At 36.5% G+C, this 16,235-nt stretch carries 11 protein-coding genes; 6 read left to right on the top strand and 5 right to left on the bottom strand.

Translation table 11 applies throughout. From position 1 onward, the window contains the following. Positions 1–167 precede the first annotated feature (167 nt). Positions 168–2,459, top strand: coding sequence for a TonB-dependent siderophore receptor (locus FFWV33_RS11635; protein WP_108741051.1), 2,292 nt, complete (start codon positions 168–170; stop codon positions 2,457–2,459). A gap of 63 nt (positions 2,460–2,522) precedes the next feature. Here the strand turns inward: FFWV33_RS11635 and FFWV33_RS11630 are convergent, their stop codons facing one another. The 5 genes from FFWV33_RS11630 to FFWV33_RS11610 all read right to left on the bottom strand — a co-directional run bounded on the left by FFWV33_RS11630 (position 2,523) and on the right by FFWV33_RS11610 (position 11,336). Further along, on the bottom strand, positions 2,523–3,488 hold the full coding sequence (locus tag FFWV33_RS11630; protein ID WP_108741050.1) for a nucleoside hydrolase: 966 nt from the start codon (positions 3,486–3,488) through the stop codon (positions 2,523–2,525). A 1-nt stretch (position 3,489) separates the two neighbouring features. Continuing rightward, positions 3,490–4,482, bottom strand: a complete 993-nt coding sequence (locus FFWV33_RS11625; RefSeq protein WP_108741049.1) for a phosphotransferase — start codon at positions 4,480–4,482, stop codon at positions 3,490–3,492. A 153-nt stretch (positions 4,483–4,635) separates the two neighbouring features. Continuing rightward, positions 4,636–7,611, bottom strand: coding sequence for a TonB-dependent receptor (locus tag FFWV33_RS11620; RefSeq protein ID WP_108741048.1), 2,976 nt, complete (start codon positions 7,609–7,611; stop codon positions 4,636–4,638). 47 nt (positions 7,612–7,658) lie between these two features. After that, positions 7,659–8,357, bottom strand: coding sequence for a DUF2064 domain-containing protein (locus FFWV33_RS11615; RefSeq protein WP_108741047.1), 699 nt, complete (start codon positions 8,355–8,357; stop codon positions 7,659–7,661). Positions 8,358–8,702: 345 nt separating this feature from the next. Further along, positions 8,703–11,336 carry a valine--tRNA ligase gene (locus tag FFWV33_RS11610; protein WP_108742536.1) on the bottom strand — a complete coding sequence of 878 codons (2,634 nt, stop codon included), beginning with the start codon at positions 11,334–11,336 and terminating at the stop codon, positions 8,703–8,705. Between the two features lie 213 nt (positions 11,337–11,549). On the opposite strand from FFWV33_RS11610, the gene FFWV33_RS11605 reads away from it, so the two are divergent. From FFWV33_RS11605 to yidD, 5 genes are all read left to right on the top strand, one after another. Further along, the gene (locus tag FFWV33_RS11605) at positions 11,550–11,942 is read left to right on the top strand and encodes a DUF1573 domain-containing protein (RefSeq protein ID WP_108741046.1); all 393 of its coding nucleotides are present in this window, start codon (positions 11,550–11,552) and stop codon (positions 11,940–11,942) included. Between the two features lie 162 nt (positions 11,943–12,104). Continuing rightward, a complete protein-coding gene (locus FFWV33_RS11600) occupies positions 12,105–13,328 on the top strand; it encodes a pyridoxal phosphate-dependent aminotransferase (RefSeq protein ID WP_108741045.1) in 1,224 nt (407 codons plus the stop codon). Between the two features lie 269 nt (positions 13,329–13,597). Beyond that, positions 13,598–14,269: a GTP cyclohydrolase I FolE gene (gene folE, locus FFWV33_RS11595; RefSeq protein WP_108741044.1), complete on the top strand. Its 672-nt coding sequence runs from the start codon at positions 13,598–13,600 to the stop codon at positions 14,267–14,269. A 162-nt stretch (positions 14,270–14,431) separates the two neighbouring features. Continuing rightward, on the top strand, positions 14,432–15,910 hold the full coding sequence (gene cysS, locus FFWV33_RS11590; protein ID WP_108741043.1) for a cysteine--tRNA ligase: 1,479 nt from the start codon (positions 14,432–14,434) through the stop codon (positions 15,908–15,910). Between the two features lie 66 nt (positions 15,911–15,976). Then, positions 15,977–16,210 (top strand): membrane protein insertion efficiency factor YidD, encoded by a 234-nt coding sequence (gene yidD / locus FFWV33_RS11585; protein WP_108741042.1) that lies wholly within the window; start codon positions 15,977–15,979, stop codon positions 16,208–16,210. Positions 16,211–16,235: the final 25 nt, after the last annotated feature.

Below are 16,235 nucleotides of genomic sequence, written 5' to 3'. Positions count from 1 at the left end.
AATTATTCGAAAATTTGAAAATAAAAATATATAATAAAACTCTGATTATCATATTCATAAAAAATAATTATTAACTTATTTTTATTTATTCTAAATAAAGGTTGCGCAATCAATAATACCATTATATATTTGCACAAAAATCGTTATTTTTAATTAATCTAAATAAAATGAAGAGCTTATTTTTACTTTCGACCTTAACACTTATTAGCCTAAAATTGCAAGCACAAGAGGTGGCATACCATAGCGCACCCACTGCAAAATATGATTATTATACTATTGATCATGATACCATAAGAAACAAAAAAGGAGAGATATTGCGTGAAGTTACCGTAACAACCAACAAAACACCAAAACCAGTATCTGCAGCACGTTCAGGAATCAAAATCATGGATCTTCCGCAAAGTGTGCAGGTAATTGGTAGCGAAATCATAGCACAACAACAAGCTATCAGGTTAAGCGATGTTATCAAAAACGCAAATGGTGTATATGTTGGATCTGCTCGAGGGGGTGCACAAGAATCACTGTGGTCTAGAGGTTATGATATGTCTGCCAATAATATGTTGAAAAACGGTTTTAGATACAATGCAGGATCAATTCCCGAAGTATCTTCACTTGAACGTGTTGAATTTTTAAAAGGGAGCGCTGCACTACTTTTTGGAAATGTAGCTCCCGGCGGAATACTGAACATGGTTACCAAAACACCGCAGTTTACAAAAGGAGGCGAAATCAACTTCCAAGCTGGGAGTTATGACTTTTACAAACCCACTGTTGATTTTTATGGTCCTTTGAATAAATCTATTGCCTACCGTTTTACAGGATCTTATGAGAAATCAGCTAGTTTCAGAGATGTTGTTAAAAATGAACGCATCTATTACAACCCTTCACTTTTATTCAATATTAGTGATCAAACTCAAATTACGGTTCAAGGTGATTATCTAAGCGCTGACTGGACTCCCGATTTTGGAACAGGAATTATTGGTAAAGAAATTTTGGATCTACCTAGATCTAATTATTACGGTGCATTATGGTCTACAGGAAATACAAAATCGTCTAGCATTTCTGCTTTGGTAAATCATGATTTTAATAAAAACTGGAAACTTAATTTTAATACTTCGTATCAAAATTATGACCGCCGCTCTAAATCTACCGCACAAATGTATGGTCTTGAAACCTATGCCAATAGAGGTGATTGGAACAGACCGTTAACACAAAGTAACAACAAAGAACGCATTTTTGGTGATCAATTGAGTCTTCAGGGTACCTTCAACACGGGTACTATTAAACATCAAATTTTCACCGGAATCGATTACGAAAAATCCTTGGCTATTGCCTACACCTATGCTTTCTTTGATGCTGCAGGAAATACAAAATCGACTGAAGATACAGCAATCAATTTGTTCAATTATGATCTAAGTGCAGAAAGTACTGTGGCTCCATTTGACTCCAGAGCTACTCAAATAGTAAATACTGACTCACAACGTTTTGGTGCCTACTTTCAAGATCTGATATCGCTTACCGATAAATTCAAAGTACTAGCAGGTATTCGTTGGTCATGGATTGAGTCAGAAGCATCTACTTACAAGGAAACGCTTGTCAACAAGTTTCAAACGGTAGCACCAGAAAATAATACTCCAACTGTTGCTCCAAAACGTTTGGATAATGCTTTCTCACCAAAAGTTGGGCTTGTATACCAACCAACAAGAGATATCACTATCTTCTCAAGCTACTCCAACTCTTTTACACCAAATACGTCGGGTACAACAGTAGATTTACAACCTGTAAAACCTTCGATCATTGATCAATATGAGGCCGGAATCAAAACAGATTTCTGGAGAGGAATTCTAAGTACTAATGTTACCGTTTATCAAATTTCGAACAATAATTTAGTTCAAACTGCTCAATTCAAAGCTGATGGGTCTGCCAACACCGATACATCTTTAAAAGTTTTAAGCGGACAAACAAAAAGTAAAGGAATTGAAATTGACATCACCGCCAGACCTTTTGAAGGTTTCAATATCAATGCAGGATACAGTTACAACGATATGCGCTTTGTAAAAACACCAGTTGCTGTTGGTAATTCAATCGAAGGAGATCGCGTTGCTAGAACTCCTGCCAATACGGCCAACCTAAGCTTTTTCTACAAAATACCTTCTGGAGCATTAAAAGGAATATCTGTTGGTGCTATTGGTAATTATATCGGGAATCGCATTGCTGGTTGGAACAACCGTTATATTGAGGACACCGCAAATCCTGGAACGTTACTTATTCAAGATAGAGAAGTTCCTGTCGATGGTTATGCAACCGTAGACTTTTCAATTGGTTACTCTTGGAGTAAACTTTCTCTTCTGTGCAAATTATCGAACATCACGAACGAACTCAATTATACCGTTCATGAAAATTATAGCGCAAACCCAATTGCTCCTAGACAAGTAATGGCTAGTCTAAAATATAGTTTATAACATTGTATTTTACACAAAAAGAAAAAATCCCATTTGCAAATGCGCAAATGGGATTTTTTCTTTTTATTTCTTAACGCTTAATGTCTCTAGAATTTTCTCTTCAAAACCAAGTAAGGCACGTCGTGCATAGTCTACTTTCTTTTTTGTTTTGAATTCATACGAAACTTCTAAGAAGTTTTTAAAAGGAACCTTCGGTTGTACTTTCAATGCATCATTCTTTTTATAAGTGACCTTAATCGGAATGTCTTTGTAGTACGTAAAATATTCCGGGTGTGTGATCACGCCCAATGTAGAGCAGTCAAACGGAATAAATCCTCGTATTCCAAAAAACTTCTCGTTCTTCTCCATCCATGGTTGTACAATATCAAACAACCATTTATCAGCTTCTTCCTTTTGATCCAAACTAGCCAAATCTATATTCCCAATAAAAGTGTACGAACTGGGTTCATAGCCTGCAAAAACTAGCGGAATAGATGATTCTAAAACCACATCCATAGATTTGTAATCGAGCTCATAATTATAATCAAATACATTCAATTTACCATGACCTGGATTGAAAGGCAAATCAGGAGTACGAGCTGCGCAAATACTAATTTTTTCGATTTGCGGAATAATATCCGGATGATTTTTTATCAATGTTGCAATGTTGGTCATTGGTCCCAAAGCCAAAATGGTCAATTTTTCTTTCTTCAATGCTTCGTACAAGGCACGAGTTCCATCATTTTCAACACCCAAATCATCTGCTTTTGGTGATCCTTTGTAAACTGGAATCGCCTTTCCTTTGTTGTGCCACTGCAACAATTTATAAATTACATCGTAGCTATAGTCCACATAAGTGATAGAACTGATTCCGACTATTTCGATTTGTGGTTGTTTCAACGCCATAATCAATGTGAAAGCATCATCAACTTCTCGAGGTCCTGATGCATCGGGCATCCCAATCATCAAATCAGTATCAAACCACACCTTTGTTTGTGCTTGCGCTAGACTTCCCCACACCAACAATCCTACATAAAATATATACTTCATCTTATTCGTTTAAAATTAATTCGTAAGCCATATCCAACAACATTTTCTTTTTACTCAAGGACATTTCAAGTGGCAATTGTGCCAACCCAATCAATCGTCGCATAATTTCAGTTCCAACAAAACCATTCAAAATGGCAATGTTCAATTGGTCAAAACCTTCATAATTCTCAGCCACCTTAGCAATTAATGTCTGGCTTTGCCCCGACAAATGTAAATGTGCTATAAAAACAGCCAAATCAAACTCTCTTGGTCCAAAAAAGCAAAATTCAGGATCGATTACTTTGATTCCTTTTTCAGTTTGCAACCAACTCCCAGGATAAAAATCACCATGCAACAAATACTTCCCTTTCGATAAATATAAGCCACCCAATACTTCGACCCTTTGTCTTAAAGCATTACTTTTTTTGTAGACTACTGCCAAATCCTGCAAACCATCTTGTATTGTATTCAAGTCAAAACCGTTCTCTTCCATAAACGGATACTTAAATATATGTTCGTGGTTCAGTACCCTCATTTCTTCATTTGCCAATTCGTCATCCACCCTAGCTTTGGAAAAAGCTTGATGCAAAGTACTCAAATACGATACTAGTTTTTCCAAGGAAGCAACAGACAATTCTTCGCCATCTTGATACAAAACCGTACAATCATTCGCCGGTCCCAAATCTTCGATAGCAACCAGTTTATTGGCAACATCTACGCCCAATTTCTCGGGCATAAAGTGTTGCAAAAAGTCATTTTCTTTTATTTTATCATAAAAAGCAGCCTCTGTTAGTACGCGCTCTGCCGGAGCAGCCACCTGCGGATACTTCTCTACATACCCACGCGCCTGCTTGAGAATAAAACTACGTTGGTTTGTTTTTACTCGCAAAACATAATTCATATTCCCCGCACCCGGAATGGTCAAACTAGTAATCTCTTCATCCGTTCCTAACCATCCTAAATTTGTCAAACAAACTGTCAAATCCGCTGGATTATTTGCATCCAATACAAACATATATTTTTCTTTAAAATTATAAATCTCATTACTTGGGCGTTCCCGCCAGAAAAAGGCGGTCGGGCTATCCGCTATATCTTTTGTTCCGCTACCGCTTCACAAAAGGATACCGCTCCTATCCCTAACGCAAACCCTGCTACCCATTTCTATTCCCTAAAACAAATAACGTACCCCAAACTGAAACTGTCTTGGTGGTGAAGCATTACGTTGCGTAAACAAACCACTAGCACTTGAACCACCTTGAATCTGGTTACTTTGAGTAGCGTTATTGCTGTACCCACTTAAATTTTCTGCGTTTAGTAAATTAAAAATATCAGCTCGCACTTCTATTTTTCGATCACCACCCACCGCAAATTGATGTTGTAGTCCCAAGTCAAAAGTAGTGTTCCAAGGCAAGCGGTCGCTATTCCTACTTTCTCCCGGAAAACGGTCACTGTTCCCGGTGTAGGCATCTGCAAAACTGGCGCCATCACCATTTAAATCAGTTGTTCCAAAACCTAGCGGAATGCGGTTTATCGGTTGTCCACTTTGCAATAATCCAGCAAAAGTAACCGTAGTCCCTTTGAACGGATAATAATTGTAGATTCCGTTAATATTGTGCGTTCGATCATTTACAGATGGTCCCCATTCGTTGGCATAATTATTACCATCCGAAGCTCTAAAATTGATTCCGTCTGTGTCATTTTTACTTGATGATAAGGTGTAGTTCAAGCGATACGAATAATCATCTGTACCTCTCTTTTTTTGATAATTCAAACTCATCGCATAGTAGCGAGATTTCCCTTCGTTTTCACTCACAATCACACTTCTCACAATACCTGTATACGTTTGCCCGTTGATAGTCGCTGATCCATTCACAATCGGAATTGGGCGACTCGCATCTGCTTGCGCTACAGTTCGAATGACTACATTATTTGGGTCAATAGGATATTCTGCTGCAGCATTTAGATTACGCAAACGGGTTAAATTCTCTCCTCTGTTGTGTACTAGATCCACATAAAACAATCGATCATCTGATAATTGTAATTGGTACCCCAATGCAAATTCATTCGAATAGGAATTCTTATACCCATTCGGATTCAAAATACGTCTTTCATTCGAAAAAACAGTTTCTCTTTGCCCTTGCAAATCTGTAGCCAATGGACCATTTAAATACGTTACATTATTTACGGTCGCATTCAAATTACCGTTGAAGGTAATCGCATCAATATTGGTATTAGCAGGTAAAATCCCCAAACGCTTAAGTTCTTGCAACTCTACCTTATAGCTTGCCGAGGTCGAGTTTTGCTGTAATGCATCACTGTAAACAGCATAATTAATTTTGTCATAAGAGATACCATAACCTCCACGCAAACTACTATTATTATTCAGTTTGTAGTTAAAATTAAATCGTGGCGCAAGGTTATTAAAATCTCCTCTATCGCTTCCTCCTTTTGACAAATTATCATAGTCATAACGCAAACCTACGGTCAAGTTTAATCGATCGGTTACAGACCATAAATCTTCAATATAGGCCGAATATATATCTTGGTTTTTACCAAATGACGTAGGTCTCAATTCTACATTATAATTTAATACCTGTGCATCTGCCGGGATATCGTTTACATTCAAAGCACCACCTACTCCACTGTTTTTTATTTGATCAATTTGCGTCTGAGTCAACTTCACTCTGTAATTCCCTACTGGATTTCCTCCACCAAACAAAACATGACTCCCTCGTATAAAGTTTAATCCCGATTTGATAGTGTGTTTCTCTGTGTAATATTTTACTTTTTGTTGTAACTGCACTGTGTTTTCGATGGCATCAAAAACATAACCTGGATTCCCAATTACACCTAGCGTTTCATCATTTATTCCCAAAACAGTAACCTGCGATGTATTTGGATTGAATGGCTTAGCATAATTCCATCTAAAGCGGCTGTACTGCACATTGGTCTCTCCAGAAAAGTCACCTAATTTGTAACTGTTCTTCAAAGCCAATAAAATACTATTACGTTGCTGTGAATTTCCTGCAGAAGCAAATGTAGAACCTCCGTCCAAACCACCTCCTTGGCGCTCAATATCCACAACACCTACATTCGCACGTAAAGACGAGTTGAAATTTGAGTTCCAAATTTGATCAATTTTGGTCGAAAAATAATTAAATTGATTGGTACCACGCACCGATTCTGCTACGCCCAAAGCGGGTACATTCAACAAATTGTCTTTTACATCTGTTGTGTGTTCAAAATTGATATAATAAAACGTTTTGTCTTTGACGATAGCACCTCCTGCTCCTGCTCCCCATTGATACCGTGCAAAACCATTTTTAACTTGATTACCTGATAAATCTCTTTGGGCAAAGCTAGATTTTCCGTCGATGCTTGGTCCGGGCCTAGTAATGTAAAAAACTTCTCCTGTACTTTTATTAGAACCTGATTTTGGTGTAATATTCACAATACCACTCCCGGTCAAACCGTACTCTGCAGAAAAGTTGTTGGTCAAAACAGTAATATCTTTTACAAATCCTGACGGAATAGCAAATTTTTGACCACCCAAAAAGCGTTCGTTATTATCCAAACCATCAATCAAATAAGATGTGAATCCCGAACTTGCGCCGTTAATACTCACATTTGCTGCTTCAGCATAAAATCCTGTTGCTTGAGATACATTTGGCAAACGGTAGAGTACTCTGGTAACATCTCTTCCTTCTACTGGAATTTCCTGCAGTTCTGCCGCTTTCAATTCGAAAGATACTTCGGCATCTCTTCGGTTTATTTTTGATCCTGATCCCGTAGCGATTACAATTTCGTTCAATTGTTGACCACTAGTTTTTTGCAAAATAAAATTTATAGTTGGGCTCTCGTTCGAGCGCACGCTAATCATTTGCGAGCTTGTAGGTGCATACATAAGGTTACCCGCAAAAACAACTTGGTAGTCATCTAGTGCTGCAATTCCTTTAAAAATGACTTTTCCCTGCGCATTTGTAGTTTGTAAATTGGTTGTATTTCTGGCGCTATTGGCCAATTTAATGGTGATATTTGCTACTGGTTTCTGGTCGTCGTTATCGATAATTTCGACCGTTAAATCTTGTTGCGCCATGGCTAAGGTCGAAACGCAAAGCATAGCCCAGATGAAAAATTGTTTCATGGATGGTATTAAAAGTGACTATTTAATTTTAATTTGTATTCTAAAAATTAAATAGCAACCGGTGATCCTTTGTTATAGAAAGTGGTGGTATAAGACGAAAAATAAGATACTTTTTCGAATAAAAAATAAAATAAGCGCTCTTGTACCAAGGCCATTAAATAGGCTCTCAGTTTTGAAGCATACCCTAAACTAGAAATAGAATCTTGAAAGGTATCTTTATCATTACAATCTTGTAACCTTGGTAGATAAAAGATGGTTTGCTGCTGAAAAATGTGGGTTAAATTTTTGAAAACCGAATTTGTTTGCCACTCAATCTTCTCAAAAACGCTAGCATTGAAATTTCGCTTAGACAATCCCATCAAGTAAACGCCGCCATGCCAATCGGCTCCCAAAACAATATCTTTATTTTGCAAATTTTGAGCTGCATTCAATAATAAAGAAGTTGTTAATGCTAAGGAGTCATTACCAATTACAATAACATTTTCAAATCCTTGATCAAAAACATTTTTAACCGCAGCTGTAATCTTATCTCCAAAATTTGATCCTACCTGCGTGGTCTCATCTGAGATAAAATAAGGTAGGTTTGTTTTTTTAACGGTTTGAATGGCTTTACTATTCAGTTTTTTCCACAGCAAAATATTGTTCTTAGTGTAAGAACTTATTTTTTTTGTTGCCGCTTCTGCTTGCTCGGTTTGAGCAAAAAGCAAAATTGCAGTGGTCGAATTTAAATTGGTTTCGGCATTCATATTTTTATAGACGCATCAAAAGTACATCCCTGACATTAATTCATTTATATTTTAAAAATTTTTGTAGATCAACGCACCCACGAAGGATTTTAAACCCTTGGTAGCTTTGTAATTCTAATTTATATACGGCAAACTACAGTATTTGGTTTTATAAATGCGAATTATATTTTCGAAAATAAAAACACAGTTGTTTTAACAGCCCTCATCAATCTGAATTTCAGCTAGAAAGGCAAAGCTAAAATATGAAAAAGATTCTTTCTGCACCCGAAAATTCTACTTTGGACTGTACTTTGCAAAAAAAGGCTGTCTTGTGGACAGCCTTTTAGATATAAATCAATTATAGTATTATTTCAAACCGGCAATACTTTGCTCAATCGTTTCGATTTTTGCCAAAGCATCAGCTTCTTTTTGTCTTTCGTTTGCTATTACTTTTTCAGGTGCACCAGCTACAAATTTCTCATTGGATAACTTTCCTTGTACTGATTTCAAGAAACCTTTTGTGTAAACCAATTCTGCTGTCAATTTTTCAATTTCAGCTTCCACATCAATAGTTCCAGCAACAGGAATAAAATATTCGTTAGAGTTCACACGATAAGACAATGCTCCATCTACTTTTTCGGCTACGTATTCAAATGAAGAAATGTTCCCCAATTTGGTTACAATAGTATCAAAATAAGTCGAAATCGCATCATTATTGATCGCTTTCAACTCGATAGTATCCTTGAACGGAATGTTTTTGTCTTTACGGATAGTTCTAATTCCGGAGATCACTTCCATGGTGATATCAAAATCGGTGATTAAACTAGCGTTAAACGGTTTACCCTCTGGCCAAGTAGAAACAATTAATGCCTCTTCTGTGCTTCTTTCAGCAATTAATTGCCAAATTTCTTCGGTCAAGAATGGCATGAACGGGTGCAACAATTTCAAATTATTTTCAAGCATTTCTATCGCTTTGGCTAAAGTAACGCTGTCAATAGGCTGTTGGTATCCTGGTTTGATCATTTCTAAAAACCAAGAACAGAAATCATCCCAAACCAATTTGTAAATAGCCATCAATGCCTCAGAGATTCTGTATTTATCAAAATTATCTTCGATCTCTGCCAATACGTGTTGGAACTTACCTTCGTACCATTCGATAGCTACTTTTGATGATTCTGGTTGTTCGATTGAAGTAGAAACTTCCCATCCTTTAATCAACTTAAAGGCATTCCAAATTTTATTCGAAAATCCTTTTCCTTGGTTACATAATTCTTCATCAAACATGATGTCGTTTCCTGCAGATGCACTCAATAGCAAACCTACACGCACTCCATCAGCACCAAATTTTTTGATCAATTCCAATGGCTCTGGTGAATTACCAAGAGACTTAGACATTTTTCTTCTTTGTTTGTCACGAACTAATCCTGTTAGATATACATTTGTAAATGGTTTTTCACCAGCATATTCGTAACCTGCAATGATCATACGCGCCACCCAGAAGAATAAAATATCTGGACCGGTAACCAAGTCATTTGTTGGGTAATAATATTTAAAATCGGCACTTTCTGGATCCATAATACCGCCAAAAACAGACATTGGCCATAACCAAGACGAAAACCAAGTATCTAAGGCATCAACATCTTGTCTCAGGTCTGTGGCTTGAAGTTGCAAGTTAGCCGTTTTTTCTTGTGCCAATTTTAGCGCATCTTCTATATTTTCTGCAACTACAAAATCTTCTTTTCCGTCACCGTAGTAAAAGGCCGGAATTTGTTGTCCCCACCATAATTGGCGAGAGATATTCCAATCACGAATATTGTTTAACCAATGTGCGTAGGTGTTTTCAAAACGTTTTGGGTGCAATTTGATATCGCCGTCAACCAATACGGATTGAATTGCAGGTTTTACCAAATCTTCCATTTTAAGAAACCATTGATCTGATAATCTTGGTTCGATTACCGCTTTGGTTCTTTCAGAGGTTCCAACTTTGTTCAAGTGGATTTCTGTTTTAGACAAATCACCTTTTTCTTCTAATTCTTTAGCGATTGCTTCACGAACTACAAAACGGTCTTGTCCTTGGTATTGCATACCAAAACTATTTAAGGTAGCATCTTCGTTAAAAATATCAATGATTTCAAGATTGTGCTTCTCGCCCAATGTTTTATCATTCATATCATGTGCAGGCGTTACCTTCAAGCATCCTGTTCCAAACTCGATATCTACATAGTCATCTTCAATAATTGGAATCACGCGCCCACATATAGGAACGATTGCTTTTTTACCACGCAAATGTGTAAATCGTTCATCATTTGGATTGATACAAATTGCCGAATCTCCAAAAATAGTTTCCGGACGTGTAGTAGCAACCGTCAAAAAGTCATTTGAACCTTCAATTTTATATTGTAGAAAATATAGTTTCCCTTGTCTTTCTTCAAAAATAACTTCCTCATCAGATAAAGTAGTTTTTGCTTCTGGGTCCCAGTTCACCATTCGGTACCCACGATATATTAATCCTTTGTTGTACAAATCAACAAACGATTTGATAACAGAGGCCGACATATCTGGATCCATAGTAAATTTGGTACGCTCCCAGTCACATGAACAACCCAATTGTTTCAATTGTTCAAGAATTGTTCCACCGTATTTCTCTGTCCAATCCCACGCATGCTTCAAAAATTCTTGACGTGTAAGATCGTTTTTGTTTATTCCTTCCGACTTTAATTTAGCCACCACCTTTGCTTCTGTAGCAATAGAGGCGTGATCTGTACCAGGTACCCAGCAGGCATTAAACCCTTTTAAACGAGCACGACGAATCAAAACATCCTGAATTGTGTTGTTCAACATATGCCCCATATGCAAGACTCCTGTTACATTGGGTGGAGGAATCACAATGGTATATGGTGTTCTATGATCTGGTTCAGAATGAAAATAGTTGTTTTTCATCCAGTAGTCATACCACTTATTCTCTATCGTTTCGGCGTCAAATTGTGCTGGAATTGTCATTTTATCGTTGCTATGATTAATCATTAAGGTTGCTAATTTGCTGATTTCTATTATAAAATAAAAACGTCTACAAGTTAATTTTCAGACATTGGTCTAATTGTTGTATTTCACTTTGGGAACAAAAGTAAATAATAAAGTACACTATAAAAAGGGAAATAAAAATTTGTGTCCTAATTAAAAGCAAGTATCTTTACTAATCCAAAACAAAAAACCATGAAAAAAATAGTCGCTTTTATCACATTCATGCTCATAAGTAGTATTGGATATGCACAAAATGGAGCTAAAATTGATTTCAAAGCCAATAATAATACTATTGATTACGGAACAATAAACAAAAATAACGATAACGGAATTCGCGTATTTGAATTTACCAATACAGGTACGAGTCCTTTAATTGTCTATTCGGTTCAGTCCACTCCTAGTTGTACCATTATTTCAAAGACACCAAGCACAATAGCACCAGGAAACTCGGGAACAATTGAAATTAAATACACAATGACGCCTGGTCCGATTCGAAAAACAATTACAGTCGAAACCAACGCCATTAATTTTGATGGAGGTCGAATTCCACTTAAGATAAAAGGAGACGTAGTTCTTGCTGATTAAGCAAACTTAGCCCCTTAAAACAGCCATTGTAGGCTGAAATTCGTTTTGAAATATTCCTTTTTTAAAAGAATATTTAATTCGATATGAAAACAATTTTTTAAACGGTAAAATAATGTGCGAGTTAAAAAAAAATTCGCAATTTTGTACCAAACCATTAGTAACATGCCTAATATTTCTATTAGAGGAAAAAAGATGCCTCAATCTCCAATACGTAAACTTGCTCCATTTGCTGAAATTGCAATTAGAAAAGGACTTAAAGTTTACCATCTAAACATTGGTCAACCGGATATTAAAAGTCCCGAAAAAGCCATCGAAGCCATTAAAAATATCAACCTTGATGTAATAGCCTACGGTCCTTCTGAAGGAAATAAAAGTTATAGAAAAAAATTAGCTTCCTTTTTTAGAAGACAGCATGTTAATGTAGATACCAAAGATATTATGATTACCACTGGTGGATCTGAAGCTTTGTTATTTGCGATGGGAAGTATCATGGATCCAGGAGATGAAGTTATTATTCCAGAACCGTTTTATGCAAATTATAGTGCCTTCTCTGAAGAGTCGGGTGCCAAAGTAGTACCTGTTACTTCTAGCTTTGAAGATGGGTTTGCTTTGCCTTCAATCGAAATGTTTGAAAACTTAATCACGCCAAGAACCAAAGCCATCTTAATTTGTAATCCAAGTAACCCAACGGGGAATTTATACTCTGAACAAGAGATTTCACAATTGGGAGAATTGGCTAAAAGACATGACTTGTTTTTGATCGCTGATGAAGTGTATCGTGAATTTATTTATAATCCAGAAGACATTCATTACTCTGTTATGAACCTTGTTGGTCTAGAACAAAACGTAATCATGATTGACTCTGTATCCAAAAGATATAGTATGTGTGGTGCACGTATTGGTTGTATGGTAACTAAAAACAAAGAGGTAATTGCAACGGCAATGAAATTTGCTCAAGCAAGATTATGCCCTCCTACCATTGAACAAATTGCATGTGAAGCAGCAATAGACACTCCTAAAAGTTATTTTACAAAAACAATTAAGGAGTACAAAATAAGAAGAGATACCTTAATATCTGAATTGCTAAAAATTGAAGGTATTGAAGTTACCTTGCCAAAGGCAGCATTTTATTGCATTGTACAACTTCCGGTAAAAGATACAGACCATTTTGCAAAATGGCTACTTAAAAATTATGAATTAGAAGGTGAAACAGTAATGATTGCTCCAGCAGCAGGCTTCTACTCTACTCCAGGAATGGGGAAAAATCAAGTACGTATGGCTTATGTACTCAAGAAAGAAGAACTAGTACGCTCTGTTCATATCTTGAAAGAGGCACTAAAAGTATACAAAGCAATCAAGTACAAAAAACCAATGTTAATCGACTAAAAAAGACTGAATTAACGGACTAACTTTTTATAAAAGTAAGTTCATAAGACCTCTTTTTAATACAAAAGCATTGTAATAGAAGAGCAATCTTGTTCAACTCAAGTCGCTTTACAACATAAAAATAACGGTAAGTGCCAATTTATAGGCCATTACCGTTATTTTTGTTTAGAGAAAAAGTTTTATTTAACTTTTGTCGAATTACATAGTTTAAAATTTATTAATTAACTTTGCTTCCTTAAAAATAACCCCGTTTATAATAGAAGATTTTAATGATACAAAATAACGAATTGCAGGATGAAATAGGAGAAAATCATATTGCTACCTCTGCACAAAACCCAGTACGCGACGATGCTTTTGATGTAAGCGACGATGACAAAATTGAATTGATAAAAAAAGACGTTGAGAACATTCTAAGAACTTTAGGAATGGATTTGACTGATGATAGCATTAAAGGCACACCAAATCGTGTTGCTAAGATGTTTGTTAAAGAAATTTTTGGAGGATTGAATCCGAATAAAAAACCAAAGGCTTCTACTTTTGACAACAATTACAAATATGGTGAAATGTTGGTCGAAAAAAACATCACACTTTACTCTACTTGTGAGCACCACTTGTTACCAATCATAGGAAGAGCACATGTTGCTTACATCTCGAAAGGTAGCGTAATTGGTTTATCAAAAATGAACCGAATTGTGGAACACTATGCAAAAAGACCACAAGTACAAGAGCGTTTAACGATGCAAATCGTTCAAGAGCTTCAAATTGCCTTGGGTACTGAAGATGTGGCTTGTGTTATTGATGCAAAACACCTTTGTGTAAACTCACGCGGAATTCAAGATATTGAAAGCAGTACGGTAACGTCTGAATTTGGTGGGAAATTTAAAGAAGAGTCTACAAGACGCGAATTTTTAGATTACATTAAAATGGAAACTAAATTTTAATTCGGCTAGTTTAAAATTAAAAAACAGAACGAATTAATTTACTTACTGTCTCCTGATTACCCTAATACCCTAGCCCTGATGGAAGCGGCATCCTTTTTATGGCTTTTTCTGCCATAAAAAGATACAGCGGACAGCAGGATTAAGCTTCAAATAAATAAAAAAATGCCATTATATAGTACTCAAAAGATCAAATTATACAATTCTCTTTCTGGAGAAAAAGAAATTTTTACGCCGATTCACGAAGGAAATGTAGGAATGTATGTTTGTGGACCAACAGTGTACAGCAATGTGCATTTGGGAAATGTGCGAACTTTTATGTCATTTGATATTATTTTTCGTTATTTCACCCACTTGGGTTACAAGGTGCGCTATGTGCGTAACATTACTGATGTGGGCCATATGGTGGACGATGTGGATGAAGGCGAAGATAAAATTGCCAAAAAAGCACGCTTGGAACAGCTGGAACCAATGGAAGTGGTACAACGCTACACGATTGATTTTCATCAAATCTTGAAAGCATTTAACTTTTTACCTCCAAGCATTGAACCAACAGCGACTGGACACATTATAGAACAAATTGAGATTATCAAAAAAATTGTAGCCTCGGGTATTGGTTATGAAGCCAATGGATCGATCTATTTTGATGTAGTAAAATACAATAAAAATCACAATTACGGGATTTTGAGTGGTCGTAACATTGAAGATATGCTAGCAAATACTAGAGATCTTGATGGACAATCGGACAAGAAAAACCCACAGGACTTTGCTTTGTGGAAAAAAGCCGAACCACAACACATCATGCGTTGGCCCTCTCCTTGGGGAGAAGGTTTCCCTGGTTGGCATTTGGAATGTACTGCAATGAGTACCAAATATTTGGGTAATCATTTTGATATTCACGGTGGTGGAATGGATTTAAAATTTCCGCATCATGAATGCGAAATTGCTCAAAACGAAGCCTGTACAGGTCAAACACCCGTAAATTACTGGTTGCATGCAAATATGCTGACCTTGAACGGTAAAAAAATGGCAAAATCTACTGGAAATAATATTTTGCCTGGCGAAATACTTTCTGGTGACAATACGATTTTAAGTAAAGCATTTTCGGCTTCTGTAGCACGTTTTTTCATGTTGCAAGCGCATTACAGAAGTATATTGGATTTCTCTGATGATGCTATTGTTGCTGCTGAAAAAGGATACAAGCGATTGATGGAAGCTTTAGAAAACCTAACGCAAATAACAGCCAGCAATACTAGTACGCTTGACATCGCATCATGGAAACAATTGTGTTATGATGCCATGAATGACGATTTTAATACTCCAATCTTAATAGCGCAATTGTTTGAAGGAGTACGTTTTTGCAATCTTTTGAAAGAAGGAAAAGAAACGTTGACTGCTGATGATCTAAACGATTTCACTATTGCAATGAATGCTTTTGTATTTGATGTTTTAGGATTAGAAAATGAAAAAGCTACCAACAGCCAAAATGATAAATTGGAAGGAACAGTAAACCTCTTGATCGAGATGCGAAAACAAGCGCGTGCCGACAAGAACTTTGCTCTATCGGATCAAATTCGAGATCAGTTACTCGCAATTGGAATTCAGTTAAAAGACGGCAAAGAAGGAACTAGTTTCTCTTTATAATATACAAAAAGGTTCAATTGCAGATGTAGTTGAACCTTTTTCAATTTCTGGCACAATCTAAATAAAATGAAAATAACCAGTCCATTTATATTTTTAGTTCGCATCTATCAAACCGCCATTTCTCCCTTCACGCCTGCTACCTGTAGGTTTGAACCCACCTGTTCCTCTTACATGATTGAAGCACTGCAAGTACATGGTTTATTGCGCGGTGGCTACCTCGGAATCAAAAGAATCTTGAGCTGTCATCCGTGGGGACGCACAGGTTATGACCCCGTACCTAAGAAAAAATGTGACCATTAATTGTTAAATCACTTTGTTAAACTGT

The organism is Flavobacterium faecale, from assembly GCF_003076455.1.
In the GTDB taxonomy this organism is placed as follows: Bacteria; Bacteroidota; Bacteroidia; order Flavobacteriales; family Flavobacteriaceae; genus Flavobacterium; species Flavobacterium faecale.
This window is presented reverse-complemented; position numbering and strand designations above follow the sequence as displayed.